We start from the raw sequence: 21,796 nt of genomic DNA, 5'->3' as shown, positions 1-21,796 counted from the left end.
CTTGAAGCATCTGATAGCACGAAGCCTGGAAAGATCCAGGCTTGTGCTGTTAAGGCATCAGATTAGTGGCAAATCCATCGCTGTCACGACTTTTTCGACACAATCCGGTGTCCTTTTATCAGTTGGTACTTAGCCGCGGAACTCAGAGCGACCGTTGTACTTGGCCTTGCCATTCAACTGCTCTTCGATACGCAGCAGTTGGTTGTACTTGGAAACACGGTCTGAACGGCACAGCGAACCGGTCTTGATCTGGCCAGCCGAGGTGCCCACGGCCAGGTCGGCAATGGTCGAATCTTCGGTTTCGCCGGAACGGTGCGAGATCACTGCGGTGTAACCGGCAGCCTTGGCCATCTGAATGGCTTCCAGGGTTTCGGTCAGGGTGCCGATCTGGTTGAACTTGATCAGGATCGAGTTGGCGATCTTTTTATCGATGCCTTCTTTCAGGATCTTGGTGTTGGTCACGAACAGGTCGTCGCCTACCAATTGAACCTTCTCGCCGATCTTGTCGGTGAGGATCTTCCAGCCAGCCCAATCGGACTCGTCCAGACCGTCTTCGATCGAGATGATCGGATAACGCTCGGTCAGGCCTTTGAGGTAGTCAGCGAAGCCTTCAGCGGTGAACACCTGGCCTTCGCCGGACAGGTTGTACTTGCCGTCTTCGTAGAATTCGCTCGCCGCGCAGTCCAGCGCCAGGGTCACGTCAGTGCCCAGCTTGTAACCGGCGTTGGCAACAGCTTCGGAAATCACTTTCAGCGCGTCTTCGTTGGAGGCCAGGTTCGGTGCGAAACCACCTTCGTCGCCAACAGCGGTGCTCAGGCCACGGGCCTTCAACACGGCTTTCAAGTGATGGAAAATCTCGGTGCCCATGCGCAGACCTTCCGAGAAAGACTTGGCGCCAACTGGCTGAACCATGAATTCCTGGATGTCGACGTTGTTATCGGCGTGCTCGCCACCGTTGATGATGTTCATCATCGGCACCGGCATCGAGTAAACACCCGGGGTGCCGTTGAGGTTCGCAATGTGTGCGTACAGCGGCAGATCCTGATCCTGTGCAGCAGCCTTGGCCGCAGCCAGGGAGACGGCGAGGATGGCGTTGGCGCCCAGGGTCGCTTTGTTTTCAGTACCGTCGAGCTTGATCATCGCGTGATCCAGGGCTTTCTGGTCGCTTGGGTCGGTGCCCAGCAGCAGATCGCGAATCGGACCGTTGATGTTGGCTACCGCTTTGAGCACGCCCTTGCCCAGGTAACGGCTCTTGTCGCCATCACGCAGCTCGAGCGCTTCACGCGAGCCAGTGGATGCACCGGACGGCGCGCAAGCGCTGCCGATGATGCCGTTGTCGAGAAGCACGTCCGCTTCCACGGTGGGATTGCCACGGGAGTCGAGAACTTCACGACCTTTGATGTCGACGATTTTTGCCATTGTTGTAAACACTCCAAAGTTGACGAAAACGACGCAGCTAGAGGAAATCTTTTTACCGTCGGCAAGGGGTGTGCAGCGGGCAGACTTGCAGACGATAACGCTCCTGCCCGAGGGCATGAGCGACAAATCGTGCGGTACTTTACCGGAGAATTGAGTGTTACGCGGTTTCTACCGTCGGAAAACTCTTCACCAGTTCGTCCAGAGCTTTGAGCTGGGCCAGGAAAGGCTCCAGTTTGTCCAGACGCAAGGCGCAAGGGCCGTCGCATTTGGCATTGTCCGGATCCGGGTGGGCTTCGAGGAACAGACCCGCCAGCGACTGGCTCATGCCTGCCTTGGCCAGATCCAGAACCTGTGCGCGGCGACCGCCGGCGGAATCGGCACGACCGCCAGGCATTTGCAGCGCATGGGTCACGTCGAAGAAAACCGGGTACTCGAACTGCTTCATGATGCCGAAGCCGAGCATGTCGACCACGAGGTTGTTATAGCCGAAGCTCGAACCACGCTCGCAGAGGATCAGTTGGTCGTTACCCGCTTCCACGCACTTGTTCAGGATGTGTTTCATTTCCTGAGGTGCGAGGAACTGGGCTTTCTTGATGTTGATCACTGCATTGGTCTTGGCCATCGCGACGACCAGATCGGTCTGGCGCGACAGGAAGGCCGGCAGCTGAATGATGTCGCAGACCTCAGCGACGACCGCGGCCTGATCCGGCTCGTGGACGTCGGTGATGATCGGCACGCCGAAGGCCTGTTTGATGTCCTGGAAGATGCGCATGCCCTCTTCCAGACCAGGACCACGATAAGAGGTCACAGAAGAACGGTTGGCCTTGTCGAAACTGGCCTTGAACACGTAAGGGATACCGAGTTTTTCGGTGACCTTCACATATTCCTCGCAAACCTGCATGGCCATGTCACGGCTTTCCAGCACGTTCATGCCGCCGAACAGCACCATGGGTTTGTCGTTGGCAATTTCGATGTCGCCGACGCGGATGATCTTCTGTGCCATCGGGGTTACGCCTTCTTCTGGTGTTGAGCCAACGCTGCTTTGACGAAGCCGCTGAACAGCGGATGGCCATCGCGTGGGGTCGAGGTGAACTCAGGGTGGAACTGGCAAGCCACGAACCATGGATGATCCGGTGCTTCAACCACTTCAACCAGTGCCGCGTCTGCGGAGCGACCGGAAATTTTCAGGCCAGCTTCGATCAGCTGTGGCAGCAGGTTGTTGTTCACTTCGTAACGGTGACGGTGACGCTCAACGATTACGTCCTTACCGTAGCAGTCGTGCACTTTGGAGCCGGCTTCGAGCAGGCAGTCCTGAGCGCCGAGGCGCATGGTGCCGCCCAGATCGGAGGTTTCGGTACGCACTTCAACGGCACCGGTCGCGTCTTCCCACTCGGTGATCAGACCGACAACCGGGTGGCCGCTGGCGCGGTCGAACTCGGTGGAGTTGGCGTCTTTCCAGCCCATGACGTTACGAGCGAACTCGATGACCGCCACTTGCATGCCCAGGCAGATACCCAGGTACGGAACCTTGTTTTCGCGAGCGTATTGAACGGCAGTGATCTTGCCTTCCACGCCACGCAGACCGAAGCCGCCCGGTACGAGGATCGCGTCGACACCTTCGAGCAGCGCAGTGCCCTGATTTTCGATGTCTTCGGAATCGATGTAACGCAGGTTGACCTTGGTGCGGTTGCTGATGCCGGCGTGACTCATCGCTTCGATCAGCGACTTGTAGGCGTCCAGCAGTTCCATGTACTTGCCGACCATGGCGATGGTCACTTCATGTTCCGGGTTCAGCTTGGCGTCAACCACTGCTTCCCACTCGGACAGATCGGCGCTGCCGCACTGCAGACCGAAACGCTCAACGACGAAATCATCCAGACCCTGCGAGTGCAGGATGCCCGGGATCTTGTAGATGGTGTCGGCGTCTTCCAGTGCGATGACCGCACGTTCTTCAACGTTGGTGAACTGAGCGATCTTGCGACGCGACGAAATGTCGATCGGGTGATCGGAACGGCATACCAGCACGTCTGGCTGTAGGCCGATCGAACGCAATTCTTTTACCGAGTGCTGAGTTGGCTTGGTCTTGGTCTCGCCGGCAGTGGCGATGTACGGAACCAGCGTCAGGTGCATCAGCATCGCGCGCTTGGCGCCGACTTCGAAACGCAGCTGGCGGATCGCCTCAAGGAACGGTTGCGACTCGATGTCACCGACGGTGCCACCGATTTCGACCATTGCCACGTCAGCGTCACCGGCACCCTTGATGATGCGGCGCTTGATTTCGTCGGTGATGTGCGGGATCACCTGGATGGTTGCACCCAGGTAGTCACCACGGCGCTCTTTGCGCAGCACGTGCTCGTAGACACGGCCAGTGGTGAAGTTGTTGTTCTGGGTCATGGTCGTGCGGATGAACCGCTCGTAGTGGCCCAGGTCCAGGTCGGTCTCGGCGCCGTCGTGGGTGACGAACACTTCACCGTGCTGGAACGGGCTCATCGTGCCCGGATCGACGTTGATGTACGGATCCAGCTTCAGCATGGTGACCTTAAGTCCCCGCGCCTCCAGGATGGCCGCCAATGAAGCCGATGCAATGCCTTTCCCCAATGAAGAAACAACACCGCCCGTGACGAATATGTAGCGCGTCATGAAAAACCCTAGAAGTCTGCGTTAAAGCGGTACGAGCCGCCGGGGAAAGCGAAGGAAGGCCGAAGCCCCCGATCACCTGCATTAATCACAGTGCACCTTTCAAAAAAACCGCCGCGTTGGGACAGACCGGCAGATGAAACACCGGTACGTTGCTCGCTACACATTTTTTGGAATCGCCCAGCAAAGACTGCTTGGTAATCGGCAACTCCTGTAATTCAGGCGAATCCACAGAAGTTGTATCAAGAAGGGAGCGTAGTCTACCGGAATGCTCCTTTCAGCTCAAACCTTGATCTTCGTCCGTTGGCTGCCAATGCAATTTCCAGGCGCCATGCTCGGGACCATCAAGACCCGCCAGGTTCGCCACCGCAAGCAATTCTTCGCCACGAAACAGCAGCGGCAATCTGCCACGCACGAAACCCGGCACCGCACGCTCATTGAGCAAGCGTTTGAGATCGCGGTGACCGCGATCGGCCAGATGCATGACTTCGCCGCCCTGCCGGTAGCGAATCTGCAAAGGTCCGACGGGCGTCTGCCCGCTGAGCATGACACGACCGTTATCGGCCAAGCGTAGCGCTGAAGATGGGGTCTGCCACTCGCAACCGATCACTGGCGTGCGCAGCCACCGACCGCTAAGCCACCAGACCCGACCGGCGCTGCGGTGCAACTCGCCATCGGCCAGACGCCAGATGGGCGAGGCATCCTGACTGGCTGCGCGGAGATCAGTCCAACCCGACCAGTGGTCGGTGTCAGGCAGACGCGTGAAAGGTTCGAGCCAATGACTGATCGCGTTGCGTTGACGCGCGGCAGACAGCTCGGTCAGCGGCGCCAGTTCCAGCGACGGCAATCCCAGCCATTGGAAATCATGAGATGTGCTCGCCTGTGCCAGATCAATCTGCGCCAGCTCATCTAGCAAACCTTGGGCTTCACGCAGATGCGCGGCGCTGCGGGCGAGACTCACCTGTGCTTGCGGCCAGCGCTCGGTCAGCACCGGCACGACTTGATGGCGCAGATAATTGCGCGAGAACTGCCGATCCTGATTCGACGGGTCTTCGATCCAGCGCAATTGATGGGCTTGCGCATAAGCTTCCAGCTCGGCTCGAGAGGCGTCGAGCATTGGGCGAATCAGCGCGCCCTGCCCCACTGGCCGCTGCGCCGGCATCCCGGACAATCCGCGCGCACCGGCGCCACGCAACAACCGGAACAGCAGGGTTTCGGCTTGATCATCCCGATGCTGGCCCGTCAGCAAGACGTCATTGGCCTGGGTCAGCGAACTGAACACCGCATACCGCGCATCCCGCGCCGCCCGCTCCAGACTCGCGCCCGGCCGAACGGCCACGCGCTCGATCAACAGCGGCACGCCCAGCCCATCGCAGACCGACTGGCAATGCTGCGGCCAGGCATCAGCCACCGCCTGAAGGCCGTGATGGATGTGAACTGCGCTTAACGGAGGAAGAGGTTCGGTTTTTGCGAGATGGGCAAGAAGATGCAGCAGCACGGTGGAATCGAGACCACCAGAAAACGCGATCCGCCAATGAGCAGCATTGCGCCATGGCTCAAGGTTCAGTAGAAGCCGGGAAGGCAAATCAATCATGGACTGGCCCATATCTTTTTCTCTGCCCCAAACAAATGTGGGAGCGAGCCTGCTCGCGAAGACGGTTTAACATTCAACACATTTGTCGACTGTTATACCGCTTTCGCGAGCAGGCTCGCTCCCACATGGGTATTGCGCTCGACTTAGAGACCGTAGCTCATCAGTCGATCATAACGACGCTTCAACAACGCTTCGTTATCGAACTTCTTCAGCATCGCCAGTTGCGAGCTCAGCTCGGCACGGATCGATGCAGCGGCGGCAGCCGGATCACGGTGAGCGCCGCCCAAAGGCTCGCCAATCACCTTGTCGACGATGCCCAGGCCTTTCAGACGCTCGGCGGTGATGCCCATCGCTTCTGCTGCATCCGGCGCTTTTTCGGCGGTTTTCCACAGAATCGAAGCGCAACCTTCCGGCGAGATCACCGCGTAGGTCGAATATTGCAGCATGTTCAGTTGATCGCAGACGCCAATAGCCAATGCACCGCCGGAACCACCTTCACCGATAACAGTGGCGATGATCGGGGTCTTCAGACGCGCCATCACACGCAGGTTCCAGGCGATCGCTTCGCTCTGGTTGCGCTCTTCAGCGTCGATGCCTGGGTAAGCACCCGGGGTGTCGATGAAGGTCAGGATCGGCATTTTGAAACGCTCGGCCATTTCCATCAGACGGCAAGCCTTGCGGTAGCCTTCCGGGCGCGGCATGCCGAAGTTGCGGCGTACCTTCTCGCGGACTTCACGGCCCTTCTGGTGACCGATGATCATCACCGGCTGGTCTTCCAGACGGGCGATACCGCCAACGATTGCTGCGTCGTCAGAGAAGTGACGGTCGCCGTGCAGTTCGTCGAACTCGGTGAAGATGTGCTCGATGTAATCCAGGGTGTACGGGCGTTTCGGGTGACGCGCCAGGCGTGCGATCTGCCAGCTGGTCAGCTTGCCGAAGATGTCTTCGGTCAGCGTTTTGCTCTTGTCCTGCAGGCGGGAGATCTCATCGCCGATATTCAGCGAATTGTCATTACCGACCAAGCGCAACTCTTCGATCTTGGCTTGCAGGTCGGCGATCGGCTGTTCGAAATCTAGAAAATTCGGGTTCATAGGCGTCCGTCTTGGGTCGTGTCCCAAATGAGCTTGGGCCGGCCGGTTGTCTATTCGCGCCCTACCTTAAGGGAGAGGCGCGCTGAGGTCGAGATTAAAAATTCAGGTTGCGGGCAAGCGCCATGATGGCACTCGCCGGTCAACGGTATTGGAGGAAGACGTTGTCTCGCCCGAACTGGTCACGCAGAGCCTGAATCAAGGCATCCGCCGGGTCGATTCGCCACGTCTCGCCGAACTGCAACAAGGTCTTCGCATCCGGGCTGGTGTACTCCATGGTGATCGGGCACGCGCCGCGATGACGCTTGAGCAGATCGCCCAACCAGCGTAGCTGATCGCCTTTCAGGTCCTGGGTCTGCAGCTTCAGGCGCAGACTTTCGGCGAGGTTGGTGCGCGCATCCTCCATGCTCATCACGCGCTTGACCCGCAGCTTCAGGCCCCCGGAGAAGTCGTCATTGCTGACCTCGCCTTCGACGACCACCATCGCGTCAGTCTGCAACAACGACTGCGCCGCATGGAACGACTCGGAAAACAGCGAGGCCTCGATGCGTCCAGAGCGGTCATCCAGGGTAATGAACCCCATCTTGTCGCCCTTCTTGTTCTTCATGACCCGCAGCGCAATGATCATGCCCGCGACGGTCTGGGTATCACGCGCCGGTTTCAGATCAATGATGCGCTGGCGGGCGAAACGACGGATTTCACCTTCGTATTCATCAATCGGGTGACCGGTCAGGTACAAGCCCAAGGTGTCTTTCTCCCCTTTGAGCCGCTCCTTGAGCGTCAACTCCTTGGCCTTGCGATGGTTGGCGTAAACGTCAGCGTCTTCTTCGACGAACAGTCCACCGAACAGGTCCGAGTGCCCGCTGTCCTGAGTGCGTGCAGTTTGTTCGGCGGCCTTGATCGCCTCTTCCATGGCCGTCAGCAGCACCGCGCGGTTGCGGTCGATGTTGGCTTGATAGGCTTTTTGCTCATCGTGGAAGTACGGGCCAAGGCGATCCAGAGCGCCGCTGCGAATCAAGCCGTCGAGCGTGCGTTTGTTGATGCGCTTGAGGTCGACCCGGGCGCAGAAATCGAACAGGTCCTTGAATGGCCCCGCCAAACGCGCCTCAGTGATCGCCTCAACCGGCCCCTCGCCTACGCCTTTGATCGCGCCGAGGCCATAAATGATCCGGCCCTCATCGTTCACCGTGAACTTGAACTCCGAAGTATTCACATCCGGCGCGTCGAGACGCAGCTTCATGGTGCGAATTTCTTCGATCAAGGTCACGACCTTGTCGGTGTTGTGCATATCCGCCGACAGTACCGCAGCCATGAACGGCGCCGGGTAGTGGGTTTTCAGCCAGGCGGTCTGATAGGAAACCAGACCATAAGCGGCAGAGTGAGACTTGTTGAAACCGTAACCGGCGAATTTTTCCACCAGGTCGAAAATGTTGCCCGCGAGATCAGCGTCAATATTGTTGGTCTTGCAACCTTCAATGAAACCGCCGCGCTGCTTGGCCATTTCTTCGGGTTTTTTCTTACCCATGGCGCGACGGAGCATGTCCGCACCGCCGAGGGTGTAACCGGCCATGACCTGGGCAATCTGCATCACCTGTTCCTGATACAGGATGATGCCGTAAGTCGGCGCCAACACCGGCTTGAGGCCTTCGTATTGGTAATCCGAGTGCGGATACGCCAGCTCGGCGCGACCGTGCTTACGGTTGATAAAGTCGTCCACCATGCCGGACTGCAGCGGGCCCGGACGGAACAGGGCCACCAGTGCGATCAGGTCTTCCAGGCAGTCGGGCTTGAGCTTTTTGATCAGCTCTTTCATGCCTCGGGATTCAAGCTGGAACACCGCAGTGGTTTCAGCTTTTTGCAACAGCGTGTAAGTCGGTTTGTCGTCGAGCGGGATGAACGCAATGTCCAACGGCGGAGCGTCGACCTTGGCCCGGTCGCGGTTGATGGTCTTCAGTGCCCAGTCGATAACCGTCAGCGTGCGCAGACCGAGGAAGTCGAACTTCACCAGACCGGCCGCTTCAACGTCGTCTTTGTCGAACTGGGTTACCAGACCGTCACCGGCCTCGTCGCAATAAATCGGCGAGAAGTCAGTCAGCTTGGTCGGCGCGATAACGACACCACCGGCGTGTTTACCGACGTTACGCACAACGCCTTCGAGCTTGCGCGCCATCTCCCAGATTTCTGCCGCCTCTTCATCAACCTTGATGAAGTCACGCAGGATCTCTTCCTGCTCGTAGGCTTTTTCCAGGGTCATGCCGACTTCAAACGGAATCATCTTCGACAGACGATCCGCCAGGCCGTAGGACTTGCCCTGTACCCGCGCCACGTCACGCACCACAGCTTTTGCCGCCATGGAACCGAAGGTGATGATCTGGCTGACCGCGTTGCGACCGTACTTCTCGGCCACGTAGTCGATCACGCGGTCACGACCGTCCATGCAGAAGTCGACGTCGAAGTCGGGCATCGATACCCGTTCCGGGTTAAGGAAACGTTCGAAAAGCAGATCGTATTCCAGCGGGTCGAGGTCGGTGATCTTCTGCACGTAGGCGACCAGCGAACCGGCACCCGATCCACGGCCCGGACCTACCGGCACGCCGTTGCTCTTGGCCCACTGGATAAAGTCCATAACGATCAGGAAGTAACCGGGGAAGCCCATCTGGATGATGATATCCAGCTCGAAATTCAGCCGGTCGACGTAGACCTGACGCTTGGCTTCGTAGTCCTCGGTGGTGTCCTTGGGCAGCAGGACCGCCAGGCGCTCTTCGAGACCGTCGAAGGAGACTTTGCGGAAATATTCGTCGATGGTCATGCCATCGGGGATCGGGAAGTTAGGCAGGAAGTGAGTGCCGAGTTTGACTTCGATGTTGCAGCGCTTGGCGATCTCGACGGTGTTTTCAATCGCGTCAGGAATGTCGCTGAACAGCTCGAGCATTTCCTCGGCGCTTTTCAGGTATTGCTGATCGCTGTAATTCTTCGAACGGCGCGGATCGTCGAGGGCGCGGCCCTCGCCGATGCATACGCGGGTTTCGTGGGCGGCGAAGTCTTCCTGCTTGATGAAGCGCACATCGTTGGTCGCCACCAGCGGCGCGCCCAGTTTATCGGCGAGGGCGACGGCGCCGTGCAGTTGTTCTTCGTCATTGGGACGGTTGGTGCGCTGGATTTCCAGATAGAAACGATCCGGGAATACCGACATCCATTCGCGCGCCAAGGTTTCGGCTTCGGCCGGGTTGCCGCCGATCATGGCCATGCCGATTTCGCCTTCTTTGGCGGCGGACAGCATGATCAGGCCTTCGTTGGCTTCAGCGACCCACTGGCGCTCGACAATGATCATGCCGTTGCGCTGGCCTTCGATGAAGCCGCGCGAGATCAACTCGGTGAGATTGCGATAGCCCTTGGCGTTCATCACCAACAGGCTCAGTCGGCTCAGCGGTGCGTCCGGGTCTTTGTTCGACAGCCACAGGTCGGCGCCGCAGATCGGCTTGATGCCGGCGCCCATGGTGTTTTTATAGAATTTGACCAGGGAACACATGTTGTTCTGGTCGGTGACCGCGACCGCCGGCATGTTCATGGCGGTCAGCGCCTTGACCAGCGGCTTGATCCGCACCAGCCCGTCGACCAGGGAGTATTCAGTGTGCAGGCGTAGATGAACGAATGAAGCCGGCATAGTGATCCTGTCCAGTTACATAGAGACAACAAGGCCCGGATTGTACCGGGCCTCGAACAAAACATCAGCCTCGCGACTAAACCTGCGTCAGGCCTTCCAACGCTTCATAAGCCAGACGCACCGGGGCGAAAGAGCGCCGGTGAATCGGCGTCGGGCCAAGCCGCACCAACGCTTCCAGATGAACGGGCGTCGGGTAGCCTTTATGGCCGCCGATGCCGTAACCCGGGTAGATCAATTCAAACGCAGCCATTTCGCGGTCGCGGCTGACCTTGGCCAGAATCGACGCTGCAGCAATCGCTGGCACCTTCCCGTCACCCTGCACTACGGCTTCGGCGCGCATTGGCAAGTGCGGGCAGCGGTTGCCGTCGATCATCGCCAGTTTCGGCTGAATGTGCAGCCCGGCCACTGCGCGCTGCATGGCCAGCATGGTTGCGTGAAGGATGTTCAGCTCGTCGATTTCTTCGACCTCGGCGCGGGCGATGCACCAGCTCAGGGACTTCTCGATGATTTCGTCGTAGAGCTTTTCGCGCCTGGCTTCGGTGAGCTTCTTCGAATCGTTCAGACCGAGGATCGGCCGGTTCGGATCGAGGATTACCGCCGCCGTCACCACTGCACCGCACAAAGGGCCGCGACCAACTTCATCGACGCCAGCCACCAGTTCTTCTACTTCGGCGACCAGGGTGAAATCCAGGCCCATCTGCATGCTTGTCTTGCTCATCGATTCTGACCGATCAGGTTGAGGACGGCATCCGCCGCCTGATTGGAGGCATCCAGCCGCAGCGTGCGATGGATCTCGTCGAAACCGCGAGTCTGTTCTTCGCCACCTTCGATCAGCGGCGACAGGGTCTGCGCCAGTGCTTCGACCGTCGCATCATCCTGCAACAATTCCGGGACCAGCAGGCGCTGGGCCAGCAGGTTCGGCAAGGACACATAAGGGCTCTTGACCATGCGCTTGAGGATCCAGAACGTCAGCGGCGCCAAGCGATAAGCCACCACCATCGGCCGCTTGTACAGCAGCGCTTCGAGGGTGGCGGTGCCGGAGGCGATCAGCACGGCGTTGCACGCGGCCAGCGCCAGATGCGACTTACCGTCAAGCAGGGTCACCGGCAGGTCGCGACCGGCAAGCAGCTCTTCGAGTTGCGCGCGGCGCTCCGGGTTGGCGCACGGGATGACGAAACGCAGACCCGGGCGCATGGCGCGCAAACGCTCGGCGGTATCGAGGAATAGCGCACCCAGTCGGGACACTTCACCACCACGGCTGCCCGGCATCAACGCCACCAGCGGACCGTCGGGCAAGCCCAGCTCAGCGCGTGCTGCGGCGCGATCAGCTTCCAGTGGAATGGTATCGGCCAGGGTGTGGCCGACGAACCGTACCGGCACACCTTTCTCTTCGTAAAATCTGGCTTCGAATGGCAACAGCGTCAGCATCAGATCGCAACCTTCGCGGATCTTCAGCACGCGCTTCTGCCGCCACGCCCACACCGACGGGCTGACGTAATGCACGGTCTTGATTCCGGCCTGACGCAGCTTGAGTTCGATGTTGAGGTTGAAGTCCGGAGCATCGATGCCGATGAACACGTCCGGCTTCTCGGCGATCAGGGTGGCGATCAGGTCTTTGCGGCGCTTGAGCAGCTCGCGCAGACGACCTAGCACTTCTACCAGGCCCATGACCGACAAGCGCTCCATGGGAAAGTAGGACGTCAGGCCTTCAGCTTGCATCAACGGGCCACCGACGCCGATGAACTCGACCGCCGGATGCTGCGCCTTGAGGGCGCGCATGAGGCCGGCGCCAAGAATGTCACCGGAAGCTTCACCCGCCACCAGCGCAATACGCAGACTGGCCATGATCAGCGGGTAATGCCGCGAGTCGACGACTGGATGGAGTCGCGGAATAGCGCAACTTCCGGGAACTGAGCGGCAGGTTCAACCAGTTCAGCCAGTGCCTGCTCGACCGTCAGCCCTTGGCGATACACGGTTTTGTAGGCGCGACGCAGTGTGTGAATGGCGTCTTCGCTGAAACCGCGACGGCGCATGCCTTCGAAGTTCATGCTGCGCGCTTCGGCCGGGTTGCCGAACACGGTCACGAACGCCGGAACGTCCTTGCCGATCGCGGTGCCCATACCGGAAAAGCTGTGGGCGCCGATGTGGCAATACTGGTGCACCAAGGTAAAACCGGAAAGGATCGCCCAGTCATCAACGTGTACATGACCGGCCAACGCGGTGTTGTTGACCAGAATGCAGTTGTTGCCAATGACACTGTCGTGACCGATGTGGGCGTAAGCCATGATCAGGTTGTGATCGCCCAGCGTGGTTTCCGAACGGTCCTGCACGGTGCCACGGTGAATGGTCACGCCTTCACGGATGACGTTATGGTCACCGATGACCAGGCGGGTTTCTTCACCTTTGTATTTCAGATCGGGCGTGTCTTCGCCTACCGAGGAAAACTGGTAGATGCGATTGTGCTTGCCGATACGGGTCGGGCCTTTGAGGACTACATGCGGCCCGATCACGGTACCCTCGCCGATTTCCACACCTGCGCCGATGATCGACCACGGGCCGACCTCGACGCCGTCAGCCAGAACGGCCGACGGATCGATGATTGCGCGAGGGTCAATCAAACTCATAGCTTGCGTTCCGCACAGATGATTTCAGCGGAGCAGACTGGCTTGCCGTCGACCGAAGCCTGGCATTCGAATTTCCAGATCTGGCGCTTGCAGCTGATGAACTTGGCTTCGAGGATCAACTGATCGCCCGGCAGCACTGGCTGACGGAAGCGCAGCTTGTCGGAACCAACGAAGTAGTAAAGCGTGCCGTCGGCAGGCTTCACATCAAGCATTTTGAAACCGAGGATCCCGGCAGCCTGAGCCATCGCTTCGATGATCAGCACGCCCGGCATGATTGGATGCGCAGGGAAGTGACCATTGAAGAACGGTTCGTTGATGCTGACATTCTTGTAGGCGCGAATGCGCTTGCCTTCAGTGTCCAGTTCCACCACCCGGTCCACCAGCAGGAACGGGTAGCGGTGAGGCAGGTATTCGCGAATCTCGTTGATGTCCATCATTTCGGGGGGAAGCCTATGTAAAGATTGGGAGCGCGACTGACGCGCACTCCTCTAGCAAATCAAGGAGGCAGTCTAGAGGCTGTGCACACTTGATATGGAAATGGTATCAGCCATCTGATGAAGCATTGCCGTCAGGGGTCACTTCCCCGACGCGCTTTTCCAGCTGTTTCAAACGTCGCGCGATGTCATCGAGCTGACGAATGCGGGCCGCGCTTTTGCGCCATTCGGCAGCCGGTTGCATGGCTGTACCGGAAGAATAGGCGCCCGGCTCGGTAATCGAGTGAGTCACCATGGTCATCCCGGTCAGGAAAACGTTGTCGCAAATATCGATATGACCGACCAGACCAACGCCACCGGCCAGCATGCAATGCTTGCCGATCTTCGTGCTGCCGGAGATACCTACGCACGCGGCCATGGCGGTGTGGTCACCAACCTGGACGTTGTGGGCAATCTGGATCTGGTTGTCGAGTTTCACACCATTACCAATCACGGTATCGGCCAACGCACCACGGTCGATGGCAGTGTTCACGCCAATCTCCACATCGTCGCCGATGGTTACGCCACCGATCTGGGCGATTTTCTGCCAGATGCCTTTTTCGTTGGCAAAGCCGAAGCCTTCGCCACCGAGCACGGCACCGGACTGAATCACCACTCGCTTGCCGATGCGAACATCGTGATACAGCGTGACGCGTGGAGCGAGCCAGCCGCCTTCACCGATTTCGCTGCGGGCGCCGACAACGCAATGCGCGCCCAGCGTCACGTGCGCACCGATTCGCACGCCAGTTTCGATCACCACGAAGGGGCCGATGCTGGCGGTTGGATCAACCACAGCGTCGTCCGCAATCACTGCCGACGGGTGGATACCCGCCGCAGCTTTTGGTTTCGGATCGAACAAATGCGAGATACGCGCGTACGCCAGATAAGGATCAGGCACAACCAACACATTACCGGCAAAACCCTCGGCATCGGCTTCTTTGAGCAGCAGTGCTGCTGCCTGCGAGCCGACGAGGAATTTGCGGTATTGGGGATTTGCCAGAAAGCTCAACTGAGCTGGGCCAGCCTCTTGCAAAGTGGCCAGCCCAGTAATTTGCTTCTCCGGGTCGCCACGCAGGGTGGCGCCGAGGAACTCGGCCAACTGGCCGAGTTTGATAGTCGCGGTCATGGGTTACTTCAGCTGATTCATGCGCTCGATAACCTGGCGCGTGATGTCGTACTGAGGTTTGACATCAATCACTGCGCCACGCTCGAACACCAGGTCAAAACCACCTTTCTTGATGACTTCTTCCACTGCGCTATCCAGTTTCGGCTTCAGTTGCTTGAGCATTTCGCGGTCAGCAACGGCTTTGGCTTCGTTCAGCTCCTTGGACTGGAACTGGAAGTCACGGGCCTTTTGCTTGAATTCAAGCTCCAGACGCTCACGCTCGCCCTGCTGCATCTTGTCGCCACCGGCCATCAGACGATCCTGAATGCCCTTGGCGCTGCTTTCCAGGGTCTTCAGCTTGCTCAGCTGCGGTCCGAATTTCTTCTCGGCATCCACGGCGTACTTCTTCGCGGCGTCGGATTCGAGCAAAGCCATCTGATAGTTCAGAACAGCGATTTTCATGTCGGCAAATGCCGGGCCTGCCACCATCAAGGAGGCCAGGAGAACCAATTGAGTCAACTTACGCACGATGCACTCCTACAAAATCCATTGTCGTTATCTTGGGTCAGACGCTTAGAAGGTCTGACCGAGGGAGAATTGGAACACTTGAGTTTCAGCCTCATCCGGCTTCTTGATCGGCATGGCCAACGCGAAGCTCAGAGGACCCAGTGCGGTGACCCAGGTCACACCCACACCCACGGAACTGGCCATGTTGCTCAGGCTGATGTCGTTGCACTTGGTGTTCGACGTCGAGCCATTCGCATTGGTAGTGTCCTTGCACTGCGAGTCAAATACGTTACCCACATCCCAGAATACCGAAGTACGCAGGGAGCGTTGATCCTTGACGAATGGCAGCGGGAACAGAACCTCGACGCCACCCTGGATCAGGACGTTACCACCGAACGGCAGTGGATCCTGGTCCGGGTCAGCCAGCGTACCCGGGTTGTTACCCCGGCTCGGCGTACTGCGCGGGCCAAGTGTACTGTCCTTGAAGCCACGAACCGAGTTGAAACCACCAGCATAGTAGTTTTCATAGAACGGCAAGCCGTCAGTTCCGCCGTAGCCGTCGCCATAACCCAGCTCGGTGTGCAGACGCAGGGTGTAGTTCTCGGTGATCGGCTGGAACAGCTGACCACGGTAATCAAGTTTGTAGAACGACAGGTCACTGCCTGGAATAGTCGATTCCAGCGTCAGGCTCTGCGAACGACCACGGGTCGGCAGAACACCTTTGTTCAGGGTCGATTCCGACCAGCCAGCCGAGGCCTTGAAGTTCAGGTACTTGTCGCCTTCCTTGTTAACGAAGTCGAAAATCTCGTCAACGGTGTAGGTCCCGGTCTTGATCTCGTCCTGTTGAACGGACAGACCAAAGGTCAGACGCGAAGTCTCGCTGATCGGGTAACCGACGTTCACACCGGCACCCAGGCTGTCTACCGCATAGCTTGCTACGTCGACGTCGAGGTCTTTGTAGTCAGTGGTGCGATAGAACGCGTTGTAACCCAGGCTCACGCCATCGGCGGTCCAGTACGGGTCAACGTAACCGAAGTTGTAGCGGCTCTGGTATTCGCTGCGGGTCAGACCGACGCTGACGCGGTTACCGGTACCGAGGAAGTTGTTCTGGGTGATCGAACCACCGAGGATCAGACCGGCGCTCTGGGCGAAACCGACGCTGGCAGTGATCGAACCGGAGGCCTGTTCTTCTACCGCGTAGTTCACGTCAACCTGGTCGTCGACACCTGGCACGGCCGGGGTTTCGACGTTGACTTCCTTGAAGAAGCCCAGACGCTCAAGACGTGTCTTGGATTGGTCGATCAGGTAAGTCGAAGCCCAGCCCCCTTCCATCTGACGCATTTCACGACGCAGCACTTCGTCTTCGGACTTGGTGTTGCCACGGAAGTTGATGCGGTTGACGTAAGCGCGCTTGCCTGGATCGACAGCAAACAGGATGTCCACGGTGTGGTCATCATCGTGCGGCTGAGGCACGCCGTTCACGTTGGCGAAGGTGTAACCCTCGTTACCCAGACGACGGGTGATCAGTTCGGATGTGGTGGTCATCAGCTTGCGCGAGAACACCTGACCCTTCTGTACCAGCAGCAAGGATTTGACCTGATCTTCAGGGACTTTCAGGTCACCGCTGAGCTTGACGTCACGAACGGTGTACTTCTCACCTTCGGTCACGTTGACCGTGATGTAGACGTGCTTCTTGTCCGGGGTGATGGACACTTGGGTCGAAGCGATGTCCATGTTGATGTAGCCACGGTCCAGGTAGTAGGAACGCAGACGTTCCAGGTCACCGGACAGTTTTTCACGAGCGTACTTGTCATCGTTCTTGAAGAACGACAGCCAGTTGGTGGTTTTCAGTTCGAACAGGTCGGTCAGGTCTTCCTCTGGGAAAACCGTGTTGCCCACCACGTTGATGTGCTGAATGGCCGCGACAGTACCTTCGTTGATCTTCACTTTCAGACCAACACGGTTGCGCGGCTGCGAGACCACTTCGGTATCGACGGTAGCCGAGTAGCGGCCTTGCGCGACGTACTGACGTTGCAGCTCGTTACGCACGCCTTCGAGGGTGGCACGCTGGAAGATCTCGCCTTCGGCCAGACCGGATTGCTTGAGGCCCTTCATCAGGTCTTCAGTGGAGATCGCCTTGTTACCTTCGATCTCGATACTGGCGACGGATGGACGCTCGACAACCGTGATTACCAGAACGTTGCCTTCGCGGCCCAGCTGGATATCTTGAAAGAAACCGGTTTTGAACAACGCACGAGTGGATTCCACCAGGCGACGATCATCCGCCTGCTCGCCGACGTTCAACGGCAAGGCACCAAAGACACTACCCGCGGAGACCCGCTGGAGGCCATTGACGCGAATATCAGAGATAGTGAAGGACTCGGCGTGAACTTCGGCGATCATCAATACGGTGAGAACCGCAGTTAGCAGCAGACGTTTCATGAAGTCCTTTCTTATTCCAACTGGCAATAAACAAACTGCCGCAAAATGCGGCAGATTCGCAATTCAGCGAAGCGTTACAGTCGACCCAGATCGTTGACCAGAGCAAGCAACATCACCCCGACCACCAAACTGATACCGATCTGTATCCCCCAACCTTGCACCCGATCCGACAAGGGACGACCACGCGCCCACTCGATCAGATAAAACAACAAATGCCCCCCATCCAGTACAGGAATGGGCAGCAAATTCAGAACGCCCAGGCTAATACTCAGATAAGCAAGGAAATTCAGGAAATCAGCGACGCCCGACTGGGCAGAAGCGCCCGCCACTTTAGCAATGGTTATCGGTCCACTCAAGTTTTTTACCGAGAGCTCGCCGAACAGCATTTTCTTCAGTGAATCCAGCGTCAGAATGCTCATGGTCCAAGTGCGTCGGGCACCCTCGCCAATCGCGGCCAATGGCCCATAACTGACTTCGCGGATCATCTCCGGTGGCCAGTCGACAGCTTTCACCCCAGCGCCCAGATAACCGCTTGGCGATTTACTTTCACCGCGTGCGGCCAACGTGACCGGAACGTCGATTTGAGCACTGTCGCGCTCGACGCGCAGCATGATTTTGGTATCAGGACGCGTACGAACGGTATCAACAACTTGTTGCCAATCATTAAGTGCCTGACCGTCAAGCGACAGCAGACGATCACCGGTTTTCAGGCCGGCGGCCTGGGCCGGACCTTTTGGATCAAGCTCGGCAAGCACTGGTGGCAACGCCGGGCGCCACGGACGAATGCCCAGCGAACGAATCGGATCCGGCTCATCAGCGCCTTTAAGCCAGTGGTCCAGAGCCAGTTCGCGTGCAGAGTCAGCGGTCGAGCCTTGCTCGCGCACCATCAACTGCAAGGAGCCGCTTTCACCAAGTCGACGCACCAACTGCAAATTGACGGCCGCCCAACCCGACGTCGGCTCACCATCGATAGCGACGATTTCCTGACCTGAAGTCAAACCGGCCTTGGCGGCGATACTGCCGGATTCGACTGCGCCGATGACCGGGCGTATCTGCTCGCTGCCGAGCATTGCCAACACCCAGAAGAACACCAGGGCCAAAAGAAAGTTGGCGATAGGACCGGCGGCCACGATAGCGATACGCTGACGCACGGATTTGCGATTGAACGACTGATCAAGCTGAGCGACCGGTACTTCGCCTTCGCGCTCATCGAGCATTTTGACGTAGCCACCCAACGGGATCGCAGCAACCACGAACTCGGTGCCTTGCTTGTCGTGCCAGCGCAACAGCGGCATGCCGAAGCCTACGGAGAAACGCAGAACCTTGACGCCACAGCGACGCGCGACCCAGAAGTGGCCGAATTCGTGAAAGGTGACCAGCACACCCAAAGCGATCAGGGTGCCGGCAATCATATAGAGCGCGCTCATCTACTTTCTCCGCAATCCCGTTCAGTGCCGCGTGTAGCCATTGTGTTGCAAAACCTATCGACCGTGCCGGCTCAGCCACTGCTCAGCCAGAATGCGAGCCTTTGCATCCGCCGTGAACACCGCATCGAGATCATCCAGCGTGACCACCGGCTCACGATCCAGAACCTCTTCGATGATACTCGCGATTTCCAGATAGCGGACCCGTCCATCGAGAAACGCTGCGACGGCGACTTCGTTGGCCGCATTCAACATCGCCGGGGCGCTGTCGCCCGCTTCAGCAGCTTGCCGCGCCAGGCGCAGACAAGGGAAGCGTTGTTCATCGGGCGCCTCGAAATCCAGACGCGCAATCGCAAACAGGTCCAGCGGTGCGACGCCAGAGTCGATGCGCTCCGGCCACGCCAAGGCATTGGCGATCGGCGTGCGCATATCGGGGTTGCCCAACTGCGCCAACACCGAACCATCCACGTAATCAACCAGCGAATGGATCACGCTTTGCGGATGGATCACCACCTCAACCTGCGAAGGCTTGGCATCGAACAGCCAGCAGGCTTCAATCAGCTCGAGCCCCTTGTTCATCATGCTCGCCGAATCCACGGAGATTTTGCGCCCCATGGACCAGTTCGGATGCGCGCAGGCCTGATCAGGTGAAACATGCGCCAGCTCGGCCATCGGCGTCTGCCGGAAGGGGCCGCCGGAGGCTGTCAGTAAAATCCGACGCACACCTACCGAATTCAGCCCACGGGCAAAATCCTGCGGCATGCACTGAAAAATCGCATTGTGTTCACTGTCGATCGGCAGCAGTACAGAGCCGCTCTTGCGCACGGCCTGCATGAACAAGGCGCCGGACATCACCAGCGCCTCTTTATTGGCCAGAAGAATCTTCTTGCCTGCCTCGACCGCGGCCAGCGTAGGACGCAGACCCGCCGCCCCGACAATCGCCGCCATCACCGCGTCGACTTCCGGCGCGGAAGCGACCTGACACAAGCCCTCCCCCCCTACCAGAACGCGGGTCGGCAGCCCGGCAGCACGTAAATCATCCTGCAAGCTACGAGCGGCTTCGACCTGCGGCACCACCGCAAACTGCGGCACATGACGCACACACAGGGCGAACAGCTCACTCAGCCGAGTGAAGCCCGTCAGCGCGAAAACCTGATAACGCTCGGGATGACGAGCGATGACATCGAGGGTGCTCAGACCGATCGAACCGGTAGCCCCTAGAACAGTGATCTGCTGGGGACGACTCACGGCGCAGCCATCCAGAGCAGCACGGCAAACACCGGAATGGCTGCAGTCAAACTGTCGATGCGATCCAGAACGCCGCCATGGCCGGGCAGGAGATTGCTGCTGTCCTTGATGCCGGACTGACGCTTGAACATGCTCTCAGTGAGGTCGCCCACCACCGAAATGAACACGATCAACGCTGCACCGATCAAGCCCTTGAGCAATTCGGCTACGGTCCAGTCGCGCACCAGGCCGACGATTGCGGTAATCACCAGGCTTAGCGCCAGACCACCGTACACACCTTCCCAGCTTTTACCCGGACTGACCTGCGGCGCCAGCTTGCGCTTGCCAAAAGCCCGGCCCGAGAAATAGGCACCGATATCAGCACCCCACACCAACACCATCACCGCCATGATCAGCCAGTTGCCCAGCGGGTACTGTTTGATCTGCACCAAGCCTTGCCAGGCTGGCAGCAGGATCAACAAACCAATCACCAGTTTGGTAGCCGCGCTGGACCAGTGCTCGCTGGAGCGCGGGTAGGTCAGCACCAGCCAGGTCGCCACCGCCCACCACAGCACGGAAGCACCGAGAACCCAGGGAGCGAGGCCAGGCAGGATGTACATGACGAACAGCATCAACGCGACCACCGCGGCGAAGCCGACACGGAACGATTGTGCTGTGAAGCCTGCCAGGCGCGCCCATTCCCAGGCACCCAGACTCACGACCAGACCGATGAACAGCGCAAAACCGGAGCCCTCGAGCAGGAAAAACCCACACAGGGCGATTGGCAGCAGGATCAGTGCAGTGATGATTCGTTGTTTAAGCATTAAACCCGGGCTCCAGCTTCAACCTGTTCGCTCGTTTTACCGAAACGACGTTGGCGCGAAGCGAAATCGGCCAGCGCATTGCGCATGGCATCGTGTTTGAAGTCCGGCCAGAACAGGTCGGAGAAATACAGCTCGGCGTAGGCCAGCTGCCACAGCAGGAAGTTGCTGATGCGATGCTCGCCGCCGGTGCGGATGCACAGATCCGGCAACGGCAGATCGCCTGTTGCCAGGCAGGTCTGCAACAGATCCGGCGTAATGTCTTCGGGGCGCAGATGGCCCGCTTGAACTTCACGCGCCAGACGCTGTGCAGCCTGAGCAATATCCCACTGACCGCCATAATTGGCAGCGATCTGCAGCACAAAGCGATTGGCACCGACCGTCATGGCTTCCGCTTCGCGCATTGCCGCCTGCAGCTCCGGATGGAAGCGCGAGCGGTCACCGATGATACGCAGGCTGATGTTGTTGTCGTTGAGGCGCTTGGCCTCACGACGCAACGCCTTGAAGAACAGATCCATCAAGGCACTGACCTCATCGGCCGGACGCTGCCAGTTTTCACTGGAGAACGCGAACAAGGTCAGCACTTCAACCTTGGCCTCAGCACACACCTCGATCACGGCCCGCACAGCATCCACACCCGCTTTATGCCCGGCGACACCCGGCATAAAGCGTTTTTTCGCCCAGCGATTGTTACCATCCATGATGATCGCGACATGGCGCGGCACCGCGGACGGCGCAGTCTGCTTGGTCTTGTCCATTAAAAACTCGACC

Annotated in this window: 17 protein-coding genes; all 17 read right to left on the bottom strand. The window is 58.7% G+C overall.

Going from position 1 to position 21,796, the window contains the following annotated elements; genetic code table 11:
* Positions 1–129: 129 nt before the first annotated feature.
* The 17 genes from eno to uppS all read right to left on the bottom strand — a co-directional run bounded on the left by eno (position 130) and on the right by uppS (position 21,783).
* Positions 130–1,419 (bottom strand): phosphopyruvate hydratase, encoded by a 1,290-nt coding sequence (gene eno / locus ACQ4OE_RS07580; protein WP_042557893.1) that lies wholly within the window; start codon positions 1,417–1,419, stop codon positions 130–132.
* Positions 1,420–1,576: 157 nt separating this feature from the next.
* Positions 1,577–2,422 carry a 3-deoxy-8-phosphooctulonate synthase gene (gene kdsA / locus ACQ4OE_RS07575; RefSeq protein WP_016985082.1) on the bottom strand — a complete coding sequence of 282 codons (846 nt, stop codon included), beginning with the start codon at positions 2,420–2,422 and terminating at the stop codon, positions 1,577–1,579.
* Positions 2,423–2,427: 5 nt separating this feature from the next.
* On the bottom strand, positions 2,428–4,059 hold the full coding sequence (locus tag ACQ4OE_RS07570; protein WP_122591375.1) for a CTP synthase: 1,632 nt from the start codon (positions 4,057–4,059) through the stop codon (positions 2,428–2,430).
* 274 nt (positions 4,060–4,333) lie between these two features.
* Positions 4,334–5,662: a tRNA lysidine(34) synthetase TilS gene (gene tilS / locus ACQ4OE_RS07565; protein ID WP_430946253.1), complete on the bottom strand. Its 1,329-nt coding sequence runs from the start codon at positions 5,660–5,662 to the stop codon at positions 4,334–4,336.
* 131 nt (positions 5,663–5,793) lie between these two features.
* Positions 5,794–6,741: an acetyl-CoA carboxylase carboxyltransferase subunit alpha gene (locus tag ACQ4OE_RS07560; protein WP_122591371.1), complete on the bottom strand. Its 948-nt coding sequence runs from the start codon at positions 6,739–6,741 to the stop codon at positions 5,794–5,796.
* A gap of 139 nt (positions 6,742–6,880) precedes the next feature.
* A complete protein-coding gene (dnaE, locus tag ACQ4OE_RS07555; protein WP_430946252.1) occupies positions 6,881–10,402 on the bottom strand; it encodes a DNA polymerase III subunit alpha in 3,522 nt (1,173 codons plus the stop codon).
* A 76-nt stretch (positions 10,403–10,478) separates the two neighbouring features.
* Complete coding sequence (gene rnhB, locus ACQ4OE_RS07550) at positions 10,479–11,105, bottom strand: ribonuclease HII (protein ID WP_122591368.1); 627 nt, start codon at positions 11,103–11,105, stop codon at positions 10,479–10,481.
* Positions 11,106–11,116: 11 nt separating this feature from the next.
* Positions 11,117–12,247, bottom strand: a complete 1,131-nt coding sequence (gene lpxB / locus ACQ4OE_RS07545; protein ID WP_122591366.1) for a lipid-A-disaccharide synthase — start codon at positions 12,245–12,247, stop codon at positions 11,117–11,119.
* Between the two features lie 2 nt (positions 12,248–12,249).
* Positions 12,250–13,026: an acyl-ACP--UDP-N-acetylglucosamine O-acyltransferase gene (lpxA, locus tag ACQ4OE_RS07540; protein ID WP_430946251.1), complete on the bottom strand. Its 777-nt coding sequence runs from the start codon at positions 13,024–13,026 to the stop codon at positions 12,250–12,252.
* Positions 13,023–13,463 (bottom strand): 3-hydroxyacyl-ACP dehydratase FabZ, encoded by a 441-nt coding sequence (gene fabZ / locus ACQ4OE_RS07535; protein WP_003222142.1) that lies wholly within the window; start codon positions 13,461–13,463, stop codon positions 13,023–13,025. The genes lpxA and fabZ overlap by 4 nt, the downstream gene beginning before the upstream one ends.
* 106 nt (positions 13,464–13,569) lie before the next feature.
* A complete protein-coding gene (lpxD, locus tag ACQ4OE_RS07530; protein ID WP_430946250.1) occupies positions 13,570–14,625 on the bottom strand; it encodes a UDP-3-O-(3-hydroxymyristoyl)glucosamine N-acyltransferase in 1,056 nt (351 codons plus the stop codon).
* A gap of 3 nt (positions 14,626–14,628) precedes the next feature.
* A complete protein-coding gene (locus ACQ4OE_RS07525; protein ID WP_122591360.1) occupies positions 14,629–15,132 on the bottom strand; it encodes an OmpH family outer membrane protein in 504 nt (167 codons plus the stop codon).
* A 45-nt stretch (positions 15,133–15,177) separates the two neighbouring features.
* Complete coding sequence (gene bamA, locus ACQ4OE_RS07520) at positions 15,178–17,553, bottom strand: outer membrane protein assembly factor BamA (protein ID WP_122591358.1); 2,376 nt, start codon at positions 17,551–17,553, stop codon at positions 15,178–15,180.
* A 74-nt stretch (positions 17,554–17,627) separates the two neighbouring features.
* Positions 17,628–18,980 (bottom strand): sigma E protease regulator RseP, encoded by a 1,353-nt coding sequence (gene rseP, locus ACQ4OE_RS07515; protein WP_430946249.1) that lies wholly within the window; start codon positions 18,978–18,980, stop codon positions 17,628–17,630.
* Between the two features lie 54 nt (positions 18,981–19,034).
* Positions 19,035–20,225 carry a 1-deoxy-D-xylulose-5-phosphate reductoisomerase gene (gene ispC, locus ACQ4OE_RS07510; RefSeq protein WP_430946248.1) on the bottom strand — a complete coding sequence of 397 codons (1,191 nt, stop codon included), beginning with the start codon at positions 20,223–20,225 and terminating at the stop codon, positions 19,035–19,037.
* A complete protein-coding gene (locus ACQ4OE_RS07505; RefSeq protein WP_122591353.1) occupies positions 20,222–21,028 on the bottom strand; it encodes a phosphatidate cytidylyltransferase in 807 nt (268 codons plus the stop codon). The genes ispC and ACQ4OE_RS07505 overlap by 4 nt, the downstream gene beginning before the upstream one ends.
* Positions 21,028–21,783, bottom strand: coding sequence for a polyprenyl diphosphate synthase (gene uppS / locus ACQ4OE_RS07500; RefSeq protein WP_122591351.1), 756 nt, complete (start codon positions 21,781–21,783; stop codon positions 21,028–21,030). Before uppS ends, ACQ4OE_RS07505 begins: the two co-directional genes overlap by 1 nt.
* Positions 21,784–21,796: the final 13 nt, after the last annotated feature.

Origin of the sequence: Pseudomonas sp. WC2 (assembly GCF_050586545.1) — a bacterium.
Classification (GTDB): Bacteria; Pseudomonadota; Gammaproteobacteria; order Pseudomonadales; family Pseudomonadaceae; genus Aquipseudomonas.
The sequence above is the reverse complement of the archived record's forward strand: the minus strand, read 5'-3'. Positions and strand labels throughout refer to the sequence as shown.

What these genes read in the sequence shown, in the direction of transcription:
- eno (WP_042557893.1), bottom strand. Translation starts at nt 1,419, where the DNA reads ATGGCAAAAATCGTCGACATCAAAGGTCGTGAAGTTCTCGACTCCCGT.
- kdsA (WP_016985082.1), bottom strand. Translation starts at nt 2,422, where the DNA reads ATGGCACAGAAGATCATCCGCGTCGGCGACATCGAAATTGCCAACGAC.
- ACQ4OE_RS07570 (WP_122591375.1), bottom strand. Translation starts at nt 4,059, where the DNA reads ATGACGCGCTACATATTCGTCACGGGCGGTGTTGTTTCTTCATTGGGG.
- tilS (WP_430946253.1), bottom strand. Translation starts at nt 5,662, where the DNA reads ATGGGCCAGTCCATGATTGATTTGCCTTCCCGGCTTCTACTGAACCTT.
- ACQ4OE_RS07560 (WP_122591371.1), bottom strand. Translation starts at nt 6,741, where the DNA reads ATGAACCCGAATTTTCTAGATTTCGAACAGCCGATCGCCGACCTGCAA.
- dnaE (WP_430946252.1), bottom strand. Translation starts at nt 10,402, where the DNA reads ATGCCGGCTTCATTCGTTCATCTACGCCTGCACACTGAATACTCCCTG.
- rnhB (WP_122591368.1), bottom strand. Translation starts at nt 11,105, where the DNA reads ATGCAGATGGGCCTGGATTTCACCCTGGTCGCCGAAGTAGAAGAACTG.
- lpxB (WP_122591366.1), bottom strand. Translation starts at nt 12,247, where the DNA reads ATGGCCAGTCTGCGTATTGCGCTGGTGGCGGGTGAAGCTTCCGGTGAC.
- lpxA (WP_430946251.1), bottom strand. Translation starts at nt 13,026, where the DNA reads ATGAGTTTGATTGACCCTCGCGCAATCATCGATCCGTCGGCCGTTCTG.
- fabZ (WP_003222142.1), bottom strand. Translation starts at nt 13,463, where the DNA reads ATGATGGACATCAACGAGATTCGCGAATACCTGCCTCACCGCTACCCG.
- lpxD (WP_430946250.1), bottom strand. Translation starts at nt 14,625, where the DNA reads ATGACCGCGACTATCAAACTCGGCCAGTTGGCCGAGTTCCTCGGCGCC.
- bamA (WP_122591358.1), bottom strand. Translation starts at nt 17,553, where the DNA reads ATGAAACGTCTGCTGCTAACTGCGGTTCTCACCGTATTGATGATCGCC.
- rseP (WP_430946249.1), bottom strand. Translation starts at nt 18,980, where the DNA reads ATGAGCGCGCTCTATATGATTGCCGGCACCCTGATCGCTTTGGGTGTG.
- ACQ4OE_RS07505 (WP_122591353.1), bottom strand. Translation starts at nt 21,028, where the DNA reads ATGCTTAAACAACGAATCATCACTGCACTGATCCTGCTGCCAATCGCC.
- uppS (WP_122591351.1), bottom strand. Translation starts at nt 21,783, where the DNA reads ATGGACAAGACCAAGCAGACTGCGCCGTCCGCGGTGCCGCGCCATGTC.